We start from the raw sequence: 15,999 nt of genomic DNA, 5'->3' as shown, positions 1-15,999 counted from the left end.
ACCTTCACCCGGGCCTTAGTTCAGTTCAATGGCGAAGTAATCACGCGCATTGTTAAAGCAAATATTTCTGACCATTTCACCCAGCAACTGGATATCTGCCGGTGCTTCACCTGCAGCAACCCAACGGCCAATCATCTGGCACAGAATGCGACGGAAGTATTCATGGCGCGTGTATGACAGGAAGCTACGGCTATCGGTCAGCATGCCGACGAAACGGCTCAGCAGGCCGAGCTGGGCCAGTTGCGTCATCTGACGTTCCATCCCGTCTTTCTGATCGTTGAACCACCAACCGGAACCGAACTGCATCTTGCCCGGCATACCTTCGCCCTGGAAGTTGCCGATCATGGTGCCCAGCACTTCGTTATCACGCGGGTTCAGGCAGTAGAGAATGGTTTTCGGCAGCAGGTTCTGTTCGTTCTGCTTGCTCAGCAGTTTGGACAGTTCTTCAGCCATCGGACGGTCATTGATGGAGTCGAAGCCAACATCCGCGCCCAACAGTTTGAACTGGCGCAGGTTGTTATTACGCAGCGCGCCGATGTGGTACTGCTGTACCCATTCGCGACGAGCATATTCCGCACCAAGGAACACCAGCACGGCAGTTTTAAACTGGGCAACTTCATGCTCACTCAGGGTTTCACCCGCCAGGCGACGCGCCAGAATGCTATCCAGTTCAGATTCGTTAGATTCGGCAAACAGCACCACGTCCAGCGCGTGGTCAGAAACTTTACAGCCGTGAGCCGCGAAGTGATCCAGACGTTTGGTCAGTGCAGCTTGCAGATCGCTGAAGCGGCGGATATCCGTGTCAGACACTTCACCGAGCTTCGCCATGTAGTCATTAAAGGTCGCCAGCTCAATGTTAAAGGCTTTATCCGGACGCCAGCTCGGCAGCACTTTCACATCGAAGCTTCCGTCTTTAGCAACGGCCGCATGATGCTCCAGAGAGTCGATCGGGTCATCGGTAGTGCCGACCATTTTCACATTCATCTGCTGCATGATGCCGCGCGCGGAGAATTTATCCTGCGCCAGCAGCTCGTTGCACTGGTTCCAGATTTCATCAGCAGTCGCAGGAGAAAGCAGCTTACCTGTAATACCAAACGGGCGGCGTAATTCGAGGTGGGTCCAGTGGTACAGCGGGTTACCGATAGTGTGCGGAACCGTGGCGGCCCATGCGTCAAACTTCTCGCGATCGGACGCATCGCCGGTACACAAGCGCTCAGCGACGCCATTGGTACGCATCGCACGCCATTTGTAGTGATCACCCTTCAGCCAGATGTCATACAGGTTATTAAAACGGTAGTTTTCAGCGATTTGTTGCGGTGGTAAATGGCAGTGGTAATCGAAGATCGGCTGGTCTTTGGCGTAATCATGGTACAGACGGCGGGCAAATTCGGTGTCCAGCAGGAAATCTTCAGTCATAAACGGGGTCATTATCGTCTTCCTCTCAACGAGTGCGTCAGATTGCTTATGTTTTGATGTTGACAAAGTTATCACACCAATTTCCATACACTGAAGATATTTTCGTGAGTTAGATCAACAAATGGTGACAAAAAAATTACTCTCAAAGAGGTAAATCACGCGTCAAGCCGCGCCAGCGCTGGCTTTGCTGAATCGAAATAATGACCACACGAAGATTCACACTTTTGTGATGGCACTCACCTTTTAAAGCTGTATGACAAGTTATCTTTTGGCCGTCGCGATACATAAGCCGACGGAATGCAAATTACCGATGTATAACCATCGGATTGACCGGTACGGAAACCGAATTAGCACAATTATTGACATGGCAAAGTTCGGGGAGTACCGGCTTTTTTTCGGTCCCCCCTCGTAAAAGAACATCCTCCGCCCTGAACTGGAAGATGACCGCTCGTTCGCGGACATAACAAAACGATGAGGTTTTACATGCGTAAAATTAAAGGGTTACGTTGGTACATGATTGCACTGGTGACGCTTGGCACCGTGCTGGGTTACCTGACACGTAACACTGTGGCGGCAGCTGCGCCAACTCTGATGGAAGAGTTACACATCTCCACTCAACAGTATTCCTATATCATCGCAGCGTATTCTGCTGCTTACACCGTAATGCAACCCGTTGCCGGCTACGTGCTCGATGTGCTCGGCACAAAAGTTGGTTACGCGATGTTCGCCGTTCTGTGGGCCGTCTTCTGTGGCGCGACCGCACTGGCTGGCAGTTGGGGTGGACTGGCGCTGGCGCGTGGAGCGGTAGGTGCCGCTGAAGCCGCAATGATCCCTGCGGGTTTGAAAGCCAGTTCTGAGTGGTTCCCGGCAAAAGAACGTTCAATTGCCGTTGGGTACTTTAACGTCGGCTCTTCTATCGGTGCGATGATTGCTCCGCCGCTGGTCGTCTGGGCAATCGTCATGCACAGCTGGCAGATGGCATTCATTATTTCCGGTGCGCTGAGCTTCATCTGGGCGATGTGCTGGCTTGTGTTCTACAAACACCCGCGCGACCAGAAAAAGCTGTCTGATGAAGAACGTGATTACATTCTGAATGGTCAGGAATCACAGCATAAAAACAACACCTCGAAAAAAATGTCGCTCGGTCAGATCCTGCGTAACCGCCAGTTCTGGGGCATCGCACTGCCGCGTTTCCTGGCAGAGCCGGCCTGGGGTACCTTCAACGCCTGGATCCCGCTGTTCATGTTTAAAGTCTACGGCTTTAACCTGAAAGAGATTGCGATGTTTGCCTGGATGCCGATGCTGTTTGCTGACCTGGGCTGTATCGTTGGGGGCTACTTACCGCCGCTGTTCCAGCGCTGGTTCGGCGTTAACCTGATCGTTTCACGTAAAATGGTCGTCACCATGGGCGCATTGCTGATGATTGGCCCAGGGATGATTGGTCTGTTCACCAGCCCGTACATTGCTATCGCCCTGCTGTGCGTTGGCGGCTTTGCTCACCAGGCGCTGTCCGGTGCGCTGATTACGCTTTCTTCTGACGTATTTGGTCGTAATGAAGTGGCAACGGCAAACGGCCTGACCGGTATGTCCGCCTGGCTTGCAAGTACGCTGTTTGCACTGGTTGTTGGCGCACTGGCTGACACTATCGGCTTTAGCCCGCTGTTCGCCGTACTGGCGGTATTCGACCTGCTCGGCGCACTCGTTATCTGGACGGTCTTGCAAAACAAATCGGCCAGCGAGGTCGACTCGGGATCACAGACTGGCGATCCCGCTCCGCAAAATTAACCCGCTGTTTTTCATCAAGGGTATATAATGCGAAGCCGCCAGTCATCTGGCGGCTTTTTTATCGCCGCGAGTGGAGCAGTAATCGCAAAAGTGGTATAACAAATATAGTCTGCCGTATCATGCCTGGAGCGCATATGGAAATCACCGAACCACGACGTTTGTACCAACAACTTGCAGCTGATCTGAAAGAACGCATTGAGCAAGGCGTCTATCTGGTGGGTGACAAACTCCCTGCCGAGCGCTTTATCGCCGATGAAAAAAATGTCAGCCGTACCGTGGTTCGTGAAGCAATTATCATGCTCGAGGTAGAGGGTTACGTTGAGGTGCGCAAAGGATCGGGGATCCACGTCATTTCCAACCAACCCAGACATTATGTTGCGCCAGATGAAAACCTGGAATTTGCCAGCTACGGTCCTTTCGAGCTGCTCCAGGCGCGTCAGCTCATTGAGAGTAACATTGCCGAGTTTGCTGCCACCCAGGTGACCAAACAGGACATCATGAAGCTGATGGAGATTCAGGAGAAATCACGAAACGAAAAAAGCTTTCGTGACTCCGAGTGGGATCTCCAGTTCCATGTGCAGGTCGCCCTGGCAACGCAGAACTCGGCTCTGGCCGCGATTGTTGAAAAAATGTGGACTCAGCGCATTCATAACCCCTACTGGAAGAAACTGCACGACCACATCGACCTGCGCACGGTTGATAACTGGTGTGATGACCATGACCAGATCCTTCGGGCGCTGATTCGCAAAGATCCTCACGCCGCCAAACTGGCGATGTGGCAGCATCTTGAGAACACGAAGCAGATGCTGTTTAACGAAACCAGCGATGATTTTGAGTTCAATGCGGACCGTTATCTATTTACCGAAAATCCGGTCGTTCATCTCGATACAGCGGCTAACAGCGCAAAATAAACAATCTTATCAATGCAGGCGCGACCACGCGCCTGTTTCTGACACTTGGTAAGCATTAGGTATAAAATGTCAGCCTGTGTAAATCCTCTCGCCTCCCTCCATTGCGATAAGCAAAATCACAGTTCAACAACCGTAATTTCTATAACGGACTACGTTGACCTTTGTTACAATTAGATGCTGTTTGAATTTTTGTGTTTAAGAGCTTGCTAACTTCACAACTTTACAGGGAATAGTTCAGGCCGTGAATTTGTATCAAACCGCGAGTCATGTAAAAAATATTAATAAAATCGTGGTGTTACAAAACCCAGAAAACCGGCATGACGACAACCGATTCTCCAGGAATATTGAATGGAACTACTGACTCAATTACTAAATGCTTTATGGGCTCAGGATTTTGAAACGCTGGCCAATCCTTCCATGATTGGCATGCTCTATTTTGTACTCTTTACTATTTTGTTTCTGGAAAACGGACTGCTGCCAGCAGCCTTTTTACCTGGCGACAGCTTGCTGGTACTGGTCGGCGTACTTATTGCCAAAGGCGCAATGGGTTTTCCGCAAACGGTACTGCTGCTCACCACCGCAGCCAGCCTTGGTTGCTGGCTCAGCTATATACAAGGTCGATGGTTGGGTAATACCCGCACCGTGCAAAACTGGTTATCTCATCTTCCTGCACATTATCATCAGCGTGCGCATCATCTGTTCCATAAGCATGGCTTGTCTGCGCTGCTGGTCGGCCGCTTTATCGCGTTTGTCAGAACATTACTGCCGACCATCGCAGGATTGTCCGGCCTGAACAATGCGCGCTTTCAGTTCTTCAACTGGATGAGCGGACTGCTTTGGGTCCTTATTCTCACATCGCTGGGCTATCTGCTTGGCAAAACACCGGTGTTTCTCAAATATGAAGATCAGCTGATGTCTTGCCTGATGCTGCTTCCTGTGGTGTTACTGGTGTTTGGTCTGGCAGGTTCACTGGTTGTTCTTTGGAAAAAGAAATACGGGAACCGAGGGTAAATTATGCTGAAATCATGCATAACGCTCCGACGACTTGCCTGGTCCACCACTTTTATGTTGTTCATCGGCGCGTTGCTCCTGACCTGGTCGGTCATTCGCCAGCAGGAGTCAACGCTTGCCATTCGTGCCGTTAACCAGGGAGCCAGCATGCCTGATGGCTTCTCTATCTGGCATCACCTGGATGCCAACGGCATTCGTTTTAAAAGCATCACTCCGCAAAATGACGCCCTGCTGATTACCTTTGATTCCAGTGCACAGAGCGCAGCGGCGAAGGTCGTACTGGATCGAACGTTACCGCACGGTTTCGTTATCGCTCAGCAGGATGATAATAATCAGGCGGTTCAGTGGTTATCCCGCTTACGTGAGACCCCACACCGTTTTGGTTAATTTCCAGGAATCTGAATTAGATCACTCACTTTGGTGATTTCACCGTTTAGCGCCTATGATTAATAAACTGGGTTTATGACCCAACGCTTTATTATTCTGGAGCATCGACCCTAAACGACGAGGTCGAATCACAATGGAAGGTTCAAGAATGAAATACCGCATCGCTTTGGCAATTAGCCTTTTCGCTCTCAGTGCCGGCAGCTACGCCACCACCCTCTGTCAGGAAAAAGAACAAGACATTCAGCGGGAGATTAGCTATGCCGAAAAACACAACAATCAGAGCCGTATCAATGGGCTGAACAAAGCGCTGAGCGAAGTCAGAGCAAACTGTACTGACAGCAAACTGCGCGCTAACCATCAGAAAAAAATCGCCGAACAGAAAAATGAGATTGCCGAGCGTCAACGTGACTTAGCCGAAGCTAAGCAAAAAGGCGATGCGGAAAAAATCGCAAAGCGCGAACACAAGCTTGCTGAAGCTCAGCAAGAGCTAAAAGAACTCGAGACCCGCGATTACTAAGTACGGTAACTAGCCACTCAACTGGAGAAAACTATGTCGAAAGATAATGCTACGGAAAACCTGCGCGCTGAGCTGAAATCTCTTGCGGATACGCTTGAAGAAGTACTTAGCTCCTCTGGCGATAAGTCGAAGGAAGAGATGAGTAAAATTCGCAGCAAAGCCGAACATGCGCTGCGCGAGAGCCGCCATCGTCTGAGTGAAACCAGCGATGTAATTGCCAAACAGACCCGTGAGGCCGCGGCTAAAGCCGATAACTACGTGCGCGAAAACCCATGGACAGGCGTCGGCATTGGCGCTGCAGTCGGTGTGGTGCTTGGTGTACTGCTGTCGCGCCGTTAACAATGGCTGATTCTCAACACGCACAAGGTCCAGGCAAAGGCGTACTGGGTATTGGACAGCGGATCCTGACGATTCTCGTTGAGATCGTAGAAACACGGCTGCGGCTGGCCGTCGTTGAGCTGGAAGAGGAAAAAGCCAATCTCATCCAGATCCTGCTGATGCTTGGGCTGACTATGCTGTTCGCGGCGTTTGGCCTGATGAGCCTGATGGTGCTTATCATCTGGGCCATTGACCCTCAATACCGCCTGAACGCCATGATTGCCACCACCGTTGTGCTGTTGCTGTTAGCGCTGATTGGCGGGATATGGACGCTGCGTAAAGCACGTAAAACAACGCTGCTACGCCATACACGCCAGGAACTCGCTAATGACAGGCAAGCCCTGGAGGATGATGCATAATGAGCAGCAAAGTCGAACGTCAAAAGCGTAAGGCGCAACTGCTTGGACAGATCCAGCAGCAACGGCTGGATCTGTCTGCGACTCGCCGCGACTGGCTGGAAGCCACCGAGGTCTACGATCGTGGCTGGAAGACGCTACTGAACCTGCGTGGCTGGGTGTTGGTCGGGAGCAGTATTATGGCGGTTCGCACCATCCGCAACCCGAATCTGCTGGTACGCTGGGCTAAGCGCGGCTTTAGCGTCTGGAGTATCTGGCGTCTGGTGAAATCGACCATCAGACAGCAGCAACTGCGCGGCTAATCCTTTCCTTGCCCCCAACCTCAAAATTTTTGAAAAATACTGACAGTTTTCCTTGCTAACAATTCTCATTAAGCACGTTTATGATTCTCTCCATCGACAGCAACGACGCGCTCTGCAGCGTCGATGCACAAAAAAACACAATAAGCCGCCTGAGTGGTTTCCTGGAGAGTATGATGAAGAAATTAGAAGATGTTGGTGTACTGGTAGCGCGCATTCTGATGCCAATCCTGTTTATTACCGCAGGTTGGGGAAAAATCACCGGATATGCGGGTACCCAACAGTACATGGAAGCCATGGGCGTCCCAGGATTTATGCTGCCGCTGGTGATTCTGCTTGAGTTTGGCGGCGGTCTGGCAATTCTGTTCGGTTTCCTGACTCGTACAACCGCGCTGTTCACCGCAGGCTTCACATTGCTGACGGCGTTCCTCTTCCACAGCAACTTTGCGGAAGGTGTGAACTCTCTGATGTTCATGAAAAACCTGACCATCGCAGGCGGTTTCCTGCTGCTGGCTATCACCGGTCCAGGCGCATTTAGTATTGACCGCGTGCTGAATAAAAAGTGGTAATCAAACTATACTGAACACATCAAAAAGCGAGGAGATATCTCCTCGCTTTTGCTATCTGAGGAGGCGAAAATCATGGGACAACTGATTGACGGCGTCTGGCATGACACCTGGTACGATACCAAATCAACCGGTGGAAAATTTCAACGTTCTGCATCGGCTTTCCGTAACTGGCTCACCGCGGATGGCGCGCCTGGCCCGACCGGTGAAGGTGGCTTTGCTGCCGAAAAAGACCGCTATCATCTGTACGTTTCTCTGGCCTGCCCGTGGGCGCATCGCACGCTGATTTTGCGCAAACTCAAAGGGCTGGAACCGTTTATTTCCGTTTCTGTTGTGCATCCGCTGATGCTGGAAAACGGCTGGACCTTTGACGATAACTTCCCGGCGGCAACCGGCGATACCCTGTATCAACACGAATTTCTTTATCAGCTCTATTTACACGCCGATCCGCACTACAGCGGTCGGGTCACCGTTCCGGTGCTGTGGGATAAAAAGAACCACACCATTGTCAGCAACGAATCTGCAGAAATCATCCGCATGTTTAACACCGCGTTTGATGCGCTGGGCGCGAAAGCCGGAGATTACTATCCCCCTGCCCTGCAAAGCAAAATCGACGAGCTGAACGGCTGGATTTATGACAACGTTAATAACGGCGTGTATAAAGCCGGATTTGCCACCAGTCAGGAAGCCTACGACGACGCCGTGGATAACGTCTTTCAATCTCTGGCACGACTGGAGCAGATCCTTGGGCAACATCGCTACCTGACCGGCGACCAGCTAACCGAGGCCGACATTCGCCTGTGGACCACGCTGGTACGCTTTGATCCCGTGTATGTCACCCACTTCAAGTGCGACAAACACCGGATTAGCGACTATCTGAACCTGTACGGTTTCCTGCGTGATATCTACCAGATGCCGGGTATTGCGGAAACCGTCAATTTCGATCATATCCGCAATCACTACTTCCGTAGCCACAAAACCATTAACCCGACCGGCATTATTTCTGTTGGGCCGTGGCAGGACCTCAACGAACCTCATGGGCGTGACGAGCGTTTCGCATGATTTACACAGGCCCCCATTTGGGGGCTAAATAATTAACACCGTAAATATTTACCATCATTTCATTCACAGCTATTCTTAATTTGATTACTTTAAAAACAAGTAATTGAATGCAGAACGAGGCAAAAATGGATTGGTATTTAAACGTATTAAAGAATTACTTTGGTTTTGGTGGCCGCGCGCGTCGTAAAGAATACTGGATGTTTGTGCTGGTCAACATCATCTTCACATTCGTGCTGGGTATTCTGGACAGAATGTTTGGCTGGGAGCGCGCCGGTGGAGAAGGCATATTAACGACGATTTACGGGGTTCTGGTCTTTATTCCGTGGTGGGCGGTACAGTTCCGGCGTTTACATGACACCGATCGTTCAGCCTGGTGGCTACTGGTGCTGCTGATCCCGATCGTAGGCTGGCTGGTGATCATCATTTTCAACTGTCAAAACGGGACTCAGGGGAGCAACCGCTTCGGGCCCGATCCCAAACAGTTATCCTGACGTAGCATATGTAGATGCCTGATGGCGCTGCGCTTATCAGGCCTACAACATACTCCGTCTTCCAGGCCGGATAAGGTGCTTCGCACCGCATCCGGCGTAACAGTCAGGCTATTTACCCGCAAACAGCTTGGGGATTTCCCGCAGACACCAGGATTTCGCCTCGCCCATGCTGTCACGACGCCAGGCCATAATAATATCTATCTCGCTTGTCGATTCCGGACTAACGACCCGCAGCCGACCAGCCGCAATATCCTCTTCCACCAGCGGGTACGGCATCGTCGCCACGCCAAGTCCTGCCAACAGCGCCTGACGTTTATCTTCTATCGTACTCACCGTCAGACGCGGCTGCTTATCCAGCAGTTGAACCGTCAGCACCGGACGTTCACGGGCGGTATCCGCCACCGCGATCCCACGGTATTTAACGCGGGTGACTTCCGATAACGGTTCCGGCTCCTGATGGATAGGATGATCCGGGGCCGCTACATAGACGTTCATCAGCGAGTACAGCTTGCGCGAGTTGATTTCTGAGGATGAGCGAAAATGCATATCCGGCGCAATCACGATATCCGCCCGCCCCTGCTCAAGACGCTCCCACGCCCCGGCCAGAACTTCGGTAATAACGGAAAGCTGGGTATTGGCCTTCCCGGCAAGCCTGTCGATCAGCGGGAAAAACGCCGCCGTCGGCACCAGCGCTTCGGTAACGATAGTCAGATGCGTTTCCCAACCGCGAGCCAATGCTTCGGCATCGGTAGTCAGTTTATCCGCAGCTTCCAGCAGTACGCGCCCGCGCTCCAGCAACATACGCCCAACGTTAGTGAATTTTGTGCGGTGGCCTGAGCGGTCAAACAGCACCACGTCCAGCTCTTCCTCCAGCTTCTGCATGGTATAGCTAAGTGCGGAAGGAACGCGTCCCAGTTCGTCTGCCGCAGCAGCAAAACTACCGCGTCTGTCTATTGCGTCCATGACGCGTAACGCTTCAAGCGTTAAAGCCCTTTCTTTGGCCATCTCGTTCTCATTCAGGAAATTTGAACATACCGGGCAGAATATCTGGCTAACAATGCAGCGTCTAGCCATTTAACATAAAAGGAAGTAAAGAGAGGTCAAGAACTATGATTACTACCCGTACAGCCAAACAATGCGGGCAAGCAGACTACGGCTGGCTGCAGGCCCGTTATACCTTCTCCTTTGGACACTATTTTGATCCTAAACTGCTGGGTTATGCCTCGCTGCGTGTTCTGAACCAGGAAGTTCTGGCACCGGGGGCCTCTTTCCAGCCACGGACCTATCCGAAGGTGGATATCGTCAATCTGATCCTCGAAGGGGAAGCGGAGTACCGAGACAGCGAAGGCAACCATATCAAGGCCAAAGCAGGTGAAGTTTTGCTGCTCGCGACACAGCCCGGGATTAGCTATAGCGAACACAATATCAGCAAAGACAAACCGTTAACCCGGATGCAGCTCTGGCTGGACGCCTGCCCGCAGCGTGAAAACGCCTGTGTACAGAAAGCCATGCTGAGCACCGGTAAGCATCAGTTGCTGGCCTCGCCGGACGGTGAACAAGGCAGCCTGCATCTGCGCCAACAGGTATGGGTGCACCACGTTGAGCTACAGCAAGGTGAATCGTTGAGTTTTCAGTTACATGGGCCACGTGCTTATTTACAGTCGATTCACGGCAGATTCCATGCGGTGACGTCTGGCGCCGAAAAAGAAGCGCTCACCTGTGGCGATGGGGCATTTATTCGTGACGAAACTAACATAACGTTAGTCGCCGATACCCCGCTGCGCGCTTTGCTGATAGATTTGCCCGTATAGTCAGGGAAAACAATGGAGTACGACTATTGAGCAAGAAATCATCAAAAAAACGCCAGCCTCAGGTTGAGCCGAAAAAACAGGAAACAGTTACCTTCGGCTATGAAGAAATGCTGACAGAGCTGGAAGCGATTGTGGCCGATGCCGAACTACGGCTGGAAGACGAAGAAGCCGCCTGAACAGGCGGCTTAGACTTATGCCGGGTGGCGCCAACGGCTTACCCGGCCTACAGATTAATGTGCCTTACTGGCCATGATCTCAATAATCTGCTTGTCGGTTTCCTGCATTGAACGACACGCCAGCGCACACAGGTTAGCGATAGATTGTTCCACGTTATGCGCCACAATCCCTTCGTTGCCGGTTACAGCAGTATCATCCAGCGCCATCAGTACCGCTTTCCACGCCGCGGAAGCACTGGTTGAGACTTTCATCGCGCAGCTGTTTGAAGCGCCATCGCATATCATTCCGCTCACGTCGCCAATCATGCTGCTGATCGCCATCGCGATGGTGTTGTAGCGACCATCTACGATCCATGCCATCCCCGCTGCTGCCCCCATCGCCGCCGTAGTTGCCGCACACAGTGCAGACAAACGCGGAAGCTGATGATGGATGTAGATAGCGCTCAGATGAGACAACATTAGCGCACGTGCCAGTTTCTCCTCATCCACGCCAAAGTGCTCGGCCACCACCATCACCGGAACAGTCGCGGTAATGCCCTGATTACCGGAGCCGGAGTTGCTCATGGCCGGCAGCGTCGCCCCGCCCATTCGCGCATCCGATGCCGCACTGGTGCGGATCAGAATAGAGGTGGAAAGATCATTCGCCAGCAGGCCACGCGCACACTGCTTCTCAAGCGTGGTTCCGATGTGCAAACCCCAGTTACCGCGCAGCCCTTCCTGAGACAGCGCACCGTTCAGTTTTGCCGCATCGAGAATGAAGCGGATTGACTCAAACGGTACCGCATTCACGAACGCCAGAATCTCTTCCAGCGAGGTGTGAGACAGTACCGCCAGCGGCGACTCCTGTTCCTCTTCCTGAGCATTCTGTTCTGTGGTGAACACTACGCCCTTATTGGTCTCGATGTGCACAATGTTGGTATGACCGCCCACAATCGTCACGCACGCCCATCCTTCAGCGCTGTAAACCTTCGCGCGGGAAAAGAGGATGTCCTCGCAAGGCTCCTGCAGCATCACCGCAACCTTGCCAGCGCTCAGCATCGCTTTCGCATCGGCGATCGCTTGTGGCGACGCATCTTTCAGTACCTCTAAACCGGCACGGGCATTTCCCCCCAGCGCACCCAGCGCCGCCGCGACAGGTAACCCGACCATTCCGGTACCCGGCACGGTAACGCCCATGCCGTTTTTCATCAGGTTCGGTGAGACCCACGCGTCAATGCGTTCAACCGCGCCGTCCAGCTCAGAGGAGGCAACCGCCGCCGCCAGAGCCAGAGAGATAGGTTCTGTACAGCCCAACGCAGGCTTAACTTCTTCCTGCACCGCGCGGATAAAACTATCCCATAATGGATTCAATGTAGTCTCAAACATAACAACAACCTTTGCTCAAATATCTCAGGAAAATGCCAGGAACGGAGAAACGCACAACAGCAGGCCCGTGAAAATAATCAGATACAGGGAAGCGCCTTTGTATTTGTGCAGTGCAGGAACTTTGTAGACCAGCCAGGCCGGGATCAGACAACCCACCATGCCGAAGATAGGGCTACAAATAGAGGTGAAGCTCAGCACCGGCGCGTTGAGCACAATTGCGCTCCAGGCCAGCAGGATGGCAAAAATCATAATGCCGCGCTGAACAAAGGTTTCGTTGATTTTCTCAGCCGGCATATAGCGGCGCAGAATGTTCATCACGATCCCTTGAGTCGCTTCACGGAAACCTAAGTAGACACCGAAGAAAGCGGTCATAACGGCGAAAATGTTCAGAATAACGCTGACGATTTTCACCCAGCCAGCACCCGCACCATTGATAAATTGCGCGGCAATCGCCAGAGCGGAAATGTTCTGCTCATAAGCTTTAACCGCTTCGTCGTGGCCCATCGCCAACGTGAAGGAAACGGCGTAGAAAAAGACGGTAACAAACAGAATACCGAACGCGATGTTCATGGCACGCAGGGCTTTATGGCGCGCCACTTCGATGGATTTGTTGCGTGAACGGTATGAGATAACCATCGGGCTTAAGGTCTGAATAAACAGAATCGAGGTCAGCGTAAACGGCAGAGTGATGATCGCATTTTTGATCAGCAGCGCCATCGGCGGCAGTGAACCCGCGTTATGCAGATGCCACATCCCTACCATCGACACGCCAAGCGCTGCCACAACCAGCAGCTTGGTCATTACCATGCCGGTGGAGATTTTAAACAGCATTTGTTCCCCGCGTGACGAGATAGCCACCAGGATGCAAATCAGTACCAGGCCATAGAACGGGCTGTCGGACAGTAAACCTTCCGTCACACCAAACGTGTGCAGATAGGAGGCGCTGTCATTGGTGATGGCGGTGGAATAAACGAACATCCAGATAACCAGCATCACAAAATACAACGCACCTAACAGGATGCCCCAGTTCTTACCCAGATAGCCGCTGATCACGCTCGGGTAGTCTTTACACTCTGGGGACTCAGCCAGCGTGTTGATAAACAGACGCTGGAACAAATACATGGCTGGGTAGCCGATGATAGAGGAGAGCAAGAACACCCACAGCCCCATCAATCCAACCTGGACAGGAAGAAAAACAATCCCCGCGCCAATTGCCATACCGATACTCATAATGACCCAGCCGGTGTCCGTGCTGTCGAACTTAATGGCTTCACGCCATTCGCTTTCGGTCATTCCCGCCCGACGTGCCGGAGCAGATGCGTCGAGTATTACGCTACTATTCGTTGCCGTTTCCATAATTTCCCGCTCAATGTGTAGGTAGAGGTTTTTATATTTTTTTCGTACTGCATCAATGCGATACGCAGTACTTAGGTGCAGGTGAGCTATTGGAGTAATGAAGAAATCATACGCGCAGGATCAGAGAAAAACTTCACAAACAAACCCCTGTAATTTCTAAAAGTTAAGAAATATTTTCTCTTTTATATGCATATGTAGGATTTAAATTCTATTTTTGAAGCAGATCACAACAAAAAATGTACACCAAAGTGCTAATGCTGATCAGTTAACACCTCACCTTCTGCGTTTTTTGTTAAAACAGCAAAACAGATTTAACTGGAAGTCAGAGGGTTGAAGCGATGACCCCGGTCCGGCTGAAAATCGATGAGGCGTTGACGGCTGACCGGGACTGCCCGCAGGGATGCGGGCAGAGGGGACGGCCTGCATGGATGCAGGCTCGGCCCCGACCCGACAGGCAGACGACATAAGACGAATAGCTCGCGCAGCGACGATTTTCCCGCTGGGAGCCCGGGATGCAAGGGAGGCGGCGGTGAGCCTCCCTTGCACGTTCACGGGTAACGGCGTTTCAGAGAAATGACACCGCTGAGGTGAACGGAACCCTGAGCAAGAATCACATACTCACCATACATACTTAGCTGAGAGGTATTACACCAAAGTGCACTTTTTTATCATGCCGTATTGATGAATTCATTGCCGGATGGCGGCGCTTACGCCTTATCCGGCCTACAAACGCACCCTTTCATCTCAGGTACAGACCACTTTAATCGCCAGACCACCGCGTGACGTTTCGCGGTATTTGTCGTTCATATCTTTGCCCGTTTCATACATGGTCTCGATCACTTTATCGAGCGAAACGCGTGGCTCAGATGTGCGACGTAGCGCCATGCGTGCGGCGTTGACGGCTTTTACCGCGTTGATCGCATTACGCTCAATGCAAGGTATTTGCACCTGTCCAGCAACCGGATCGCAGGTCAGCCCCAGGTTATGCTCCATGGCGATTTCTGCCGCAATACAAACCTGCGACGGGCTACCGCCGAGCAACTCGGTCAGCCCGGCTGCCGCCATTGAACAGGCTACGCCAATTTCACCCTGACAGCCGACTTCGGCACCAGAAATAGAGGCGTTCATCTTATACAGCGCCCCTATCGCCCCCGCGGCCAGCAAGTAACGGGCAATGGAGTTTGCATTCACCGGACGGCGGAACTTGTCGTAATAGGCCAATACGGCAGGGATAATTCCACATGCGCCGTTGGTCGGTGCCGTCACAACCCGGCATCCGGCGGCGTTTTCTTCGCTCACGGCCAGCGCGAACATGTTGATCCAGTCAATAACGTTCATCGGGTCGCTGGACAGGTTATCGCTGGAAACCAGCAACCGGCGTAATGCCACGGCGCGGCGCGGGACGTTCAATGGACCCGGCAGGACGCCTTCGGTGTTCATGCCACGCTCAATGCCGGCGTGCATGACGTCCCAGATGGCGGCAAAACCAGCATCGATTTCTTCTTTGCTACGCATCGCCAGTTCGTTCTGCATCATCAGACCGGAAACGGAAAGCCCGTTGCGCTCGCACAGTTTCAGCAGTTCGCTGGCGGAATGAAAATTGTAGGGCACGTGTGCTTCAACATCATGCGCCTGACCAAATTGCTCCTCTTCAACGATAAAACCACCGCCGACGGAGTAATAGGTTTTGCTTAATAGCGTCTCGGTGCCGTTCCATGCGGTGATACGCATGCCATTTTCATGGCGCGGCAGCGTTTCGGCGTGAAAGAGGATATTTTTGTCTGGGGAGAAATCGACAATATGCGTGCCCTCTGCAACCGGTAAACGTCCGGTACGGGCCACTTCCTGAGTAAAACCAGCGATAGAATCTATATTAACGTTTTGCGGACTGTTACCGGCCAGTCCCATCATGATGGCGACATCTGTCGCATGACCTTTTCCGGTCAGGGAAAGTGATCCATAAAGATCGACCACAATATGCGTAGCCTTGGGGAGTTCCCCGCTGCTGACCAACAGATCGATAAAGCTTTTACCTGCGTTCATTGGCCCCACGGTATGGGAGCTGGAAGGTCCAATGCCAATCTTAAAAATATCGAATGCGCTAATCATATC

General features: G+C 52.2%; 18 protein-coding genes. 13 read left to right on the top strand and 5 right to left on the bottom strand.

Translation table 11 applies throughout. The features are described from left to right. Nucleotides 1-15: 15 nt before the first annotated feature. Nucleotides 16-1,428, bottom strand: coding sequence for a glucuronate isomerase (gene uxaC, locus OGY13_RS07455; RefSeq protein ID WP_003024811.1), 1,413 nt, complete (start codon nt 1,426-1,428; stop codon nt 16-18). A 471-nt stretch (nt 1,429-1,899) separates the two neighbouring features. Here uxaC and OGY13_RS07450 point away from each other — a divergent pair, with 471 nt between their 5' ends. From OGY13_RS07450 to OGY13_RS07400, 11 genes are all read left to right on the top strand, one after another. Beyond that, entirely contained in the window at nt 1,900-3,201 is a 1,302-nt protein-coding gene (locus OGY13_RS07450; RefSeq protein ID WP_048215487.1) for an MFS transporter, read from the top strand. A gap of 134 nt (nt 3,202-3,335) precedes the next feature. Continuing rightward, complete coding sequence (exuR, locus tag OGY13_RS07445) at nt 3,336-4,112, top strand: transcriptional regulator ExuR (RefSeq protein WP_003828559.1); 777 nt, start codon at nt 3,336-3,338, stop codon at nt 4,110-4,112. 348 nt (nt 4,113-4,460) lie between these two features. After that, a complete protein-coding gene (yqjA, locus tag OGY13_RS07440) occupies nt 4,461-5,123 on the top strand; it encodes a DedA family general envelope maintenance protein YqjA (protein ID WP_003828561.1) in 663 nt (220 codons plus the stop codon). Between the two features lie 18 nt (nt 5,124-5,141). Continuing rightward, nucleotides 5,142-5,510: an EnvZ/OmpR regulon moderator MzrA gene (gene mzrA, locus OGY13_RS07435; RefSeq protein WP_162623447.1), complete on the top strand. Its 369-nt coding sequence runs from the start codon at nt 5,142-5,144 to the stop codon at nt 5,508-5,510. A gap of 148 nt (nt 5,511-5,658) precedes the next feature. Continuing rightward, on the top strand, nt 5,659-6,027 hold the full coding sequence (locus tag OGY13_RS07430; RefSeq protein WP_103284684.1) for a DUF1090 domain-containing protein: 369 nt from the start codon (nt 5,659-5,661) through the stop codon (nt 6,025-6,027). Nucleotides 6,028-6,060: 33 nt separating this feature from the next. Continuing rightward, nucleotides 6,061-6,366 (top strand): ElaB/YgaM/YqjD family protein, encoded by a 306-nt coding sequence (locus tag OGY13_RS07425; RefSeq protein ID WP_003024832.1) that lies wholly within the window; start codon nt 6,061-6,063, stop codon nt 6,364-6,366. A 2-nt stretch (nt 6,367-6,368) separates the two neighbouring features. Further along, a complete protein-coding gene (locus OGY13_RS07420; protein ID WP_003828567.1) occupies nt 6,369-6,764 on the top strand; it encodes a phage holin family protein in 396 nt (131 codons plus the stop codon). Beyond that, nucleotides 6,764-7,063, top strand: a complete 300-nt coding sequence (locus OGY13_RS07415) for a YqjK-like family protein (RefSeq protein WP_003828569.1) — start codon at nt 6,764-6,766, stop codon at nt 7,061-7,063. The genes OGY13_RS07420 and OGY13_RS07415 overlap by 1 nt, the downstream gene beginning before the upstream one ends. A 173-nt stretch (nt 7,064-7,236) precedes the next feature. Continuing rightward, the gene (locus OGY13_RS07410; RefSeq protein WP_003024847.1) at nt 7,237-7,629 is read left to right on the top strand and encodes a DoxX family protein; all 393 of its coding nucleotides are present in this window, start codon (nt 7,237-7,239) and stop codon (nt 7,627-7,629) included. A 72-nt stretch (nt 7,630-7,701) separates the two neighbouring features. Further along, nucleotides 7,702-8,688 carry a glutathionyl-hydroquinone reductase YqjG gene (gene yqjG / locus OGY13_RS07405; RefSeq protein WP_008785878.1) on the top strand — a complete coding sequence of 329 codons (987 nt, stop codon included), beginning with the start codon at nt 7,702-7,704 and terminating at the stop codon, nt 8,686-8,688. 125 nt (nt 8,689-8,813) lie between these two features. Continuing rightward, the gene (locus OGY13_RS07400) at nt 8,814-9,179 is read left to right on the top strand and encodes a DUF805 domain-containing protein (protein ID WP_008785879.1); all 366 of its coding nucleotides are present in this window, start codon (nt 8,814-8,816) and stop codon (nt 9,177-9,179) included. Nucleotides 9,180-9,287: 108 nt separating this feature from the next. On the opposite strand, the gene yhaJ is transcribed toward OGY13_RS07400, so the two are convergent. Further along, nucleotides 9,288-10,184, bottom strand: a complete 897-nt coding sequence (gene yhaJ / locus OGY13_RS07395; protein ID WP_003024855.1) for a DNA-binding transcriptional regulator YhaJ — start codon at nt 10,182-10,184, stop codon at nt 9,288-9,290. A gap of 104 nt (nt 10,185-10,288) precedes the next feature. On the opposite strand from yhaJ, the gene OGY13_RS07390 reads away from it, so the two are divergent. Together OGY13_RS07390 and OGY13_RS07385 are read left to right on the top strand one after the other, a co-directional pair. Continuing rightward, nucleotides 10,289-10,990, top strand: coding sequence for a pirin family protein (locus tag OGY13_RS07390; RefSeq protein ID WP_057067547.1), 702 nt, complete (start codon nt 10,289-10,291; stop codon nt 10,988-10,990). Nucleotides 10,991-11,016: 26 nt separating this feature from the next. Beyond that, complete coding sequence (locus OGY13_RS07385) at nt 11,017-11,166, top strand: protein YhaL (RefSeq protein WP_003828578.1); 150 nt, start codon at nt 11,017-11,019, stop codon at nt 11,164-11,166. 54 nt (nt 11,167-11,220) lie between these two features. On the opposite strand, the gene OGY13_RS07380 is transcribed toward OGY13_RS07385, so the two are convergent. From OGY13_RS07380 to tdcG, 3 genes are all read right to left on the bottom strand, one after another. Next, nucleotides 11,221-12,531: an L-cysteine desulfidase family protein gene (locus OGY13_RS07380; protein ID WP_213752898.1), complete on the bottom strand. Its 1,311-nt coding sequence runs from the start codon at nt 12,529-12,531 to the stop codon at nt 11,221-11,223. A 24-nt stretch (nt 12,532-12,555) separates the two neighbouring features. Continuing rightward, nucleotides 12,556-13,887 carry an SLC5/6 family protein gene (locus OGY13_RS07375; RefSeq protein ID WP_020996346.1) on the bottom strand — a complete coding sequence of 444 codons (1,332 nt, stop codon included), beginning with the start codon at nt 13,885-13,887 and terminating at the stop codon, nt 12,556-12,558. 744 nt (nt 13,888-14,631) lie between these two features. Further along, entirely contained in the window at nt 14,632-15,996 is a 1,365-nt protein-coding gene (tdcG, locus tag OGY13_RS07370; RefSeq protein WP_008785882.1) for an L-serine ammonia-lyase, read from the bottom strand. Nucleotides 15,997-15,999: the final 3 nt, after the last annotated feature.

Origin of the sequence: Citrobacter sp. Cpo045 (assembly GCF_030332875.1) — a bacterium.
In the GTDB taxonomy this organism is placed as follows: domain Bacteria; phylum Pseudomonadota; class Gammaproteobacteria; order Enterobacterales; family Enterobacteriaceae; genus Citrobacter; species Citrobacter portucalensis.
The sequence above is the reverse complement of the archived record's forward strand: the minus strand, read 5'-3'. Positions and strand labels throughout refer to the sequence as shown.

Coding starts and splice junctions, on each gene's coding strand:
- OGY13_RS07450 (WP_048215487.1), top strand. CDS start 1,900: ATGCGTAAAATTAAAGGGTTACGTTGGTACATGATTGCACTGGTGACG.
- OGY13_RS07400 (WP_008785879.1), top strand. CDS start 8,814: ATGGATTGGTATTTAAACGTATTAAAGAATTACTTTGGTTTTGGTGGC.
- OGY13_RS07390 (WP_057067547.1), top strand. CDS start 10,289: ATGATTACTACCCGTACAGCCAAACAATGCGGGCAAGCAGACTACGGC.
- OGY13_RS07375 (WP_020996346.1), bottom strand. CDS start 13,887: ATGGAAACGGCAACGAATAGTAGCGTAATACTCGACGCATCTGCTCCG.
- yhaJ (WP_003024855.1), bottom strand. CDS start 10,184: ATGGCCAAAGAAAGGGCTTTAACGCTTGAAGCGTTACGCGTCATGGAC.
- yqjA (WP_003828561.1), top strand. CDS start 4,461: ATGGAACTACTGACTCAATTACTAAATGCTTTATGGGCTCAGGATTTT.
- uxaC (WP_003024811.1), bottom strand. CDS start 1,428: ATGACCCCGTTTATGACTGAAGATTTCCTGCTGGACACCGAATTTGCC.
- OGY13_RS07420 (WP_003828567.1), top strand. CDS start 6,369: ATGGCTGATTCTCAACACGCACAAGGTCCAGGCAAAGGCGTACTGGGT.
- tdcG (WP_008785882.1), bottom strand. CDS start 15,996: ATGATTAGCGCATTCGATATTTTTAAGATTGGCATTGGACCTTCCAGC.
- OGY13_RS07380 (WP_213752898.1), bottom strand. CDS start 12,531: ATGTTTGAGACTACATTGAATCCATTATGGGATAGTTTTATCCGCGCG.
- OGY13_RS07430 (WP_103284684.1), top strand. CDS start 5,659: ATGAAATACCGCATCGCTTTGGCAATTAGCCTTTTCGCTCTCAGTGCC.
- OGY13_RS07415 (WP_003828569.1), top strand. CDS start 6,764: ATGAGCAGCAAAGTCGAACGTCAAAAGCGTAAGGCGCAACTGCTTGGA.
- OGY13_RS07425 (WP_003024832.1), top strand. CDS start 6,061: ATGTCGAAAGATAATGCTACGGAAAACCTGCGCGCTGAGCTGAAATCT.
- OGY13_RS07410 (WP_003024847.1), top strand. CDS start 7,237: ATGAAGAAATTAGAAGATGTTGGTGTACTGGTAGCGCGCATTCTGATG.
- exuR (WP_003828559.1), top strand. CDS start 3,336: ATGGAAATCACCGAACCACGACGTTTGTACCAACAACTTGCAGCTGAT.
- yqjG (WP_008785878.1), top strand. CDS start 7,702: ATGGGACAACTGATTGACGGCGTCTGGCATGACACCTGGTACGATACC.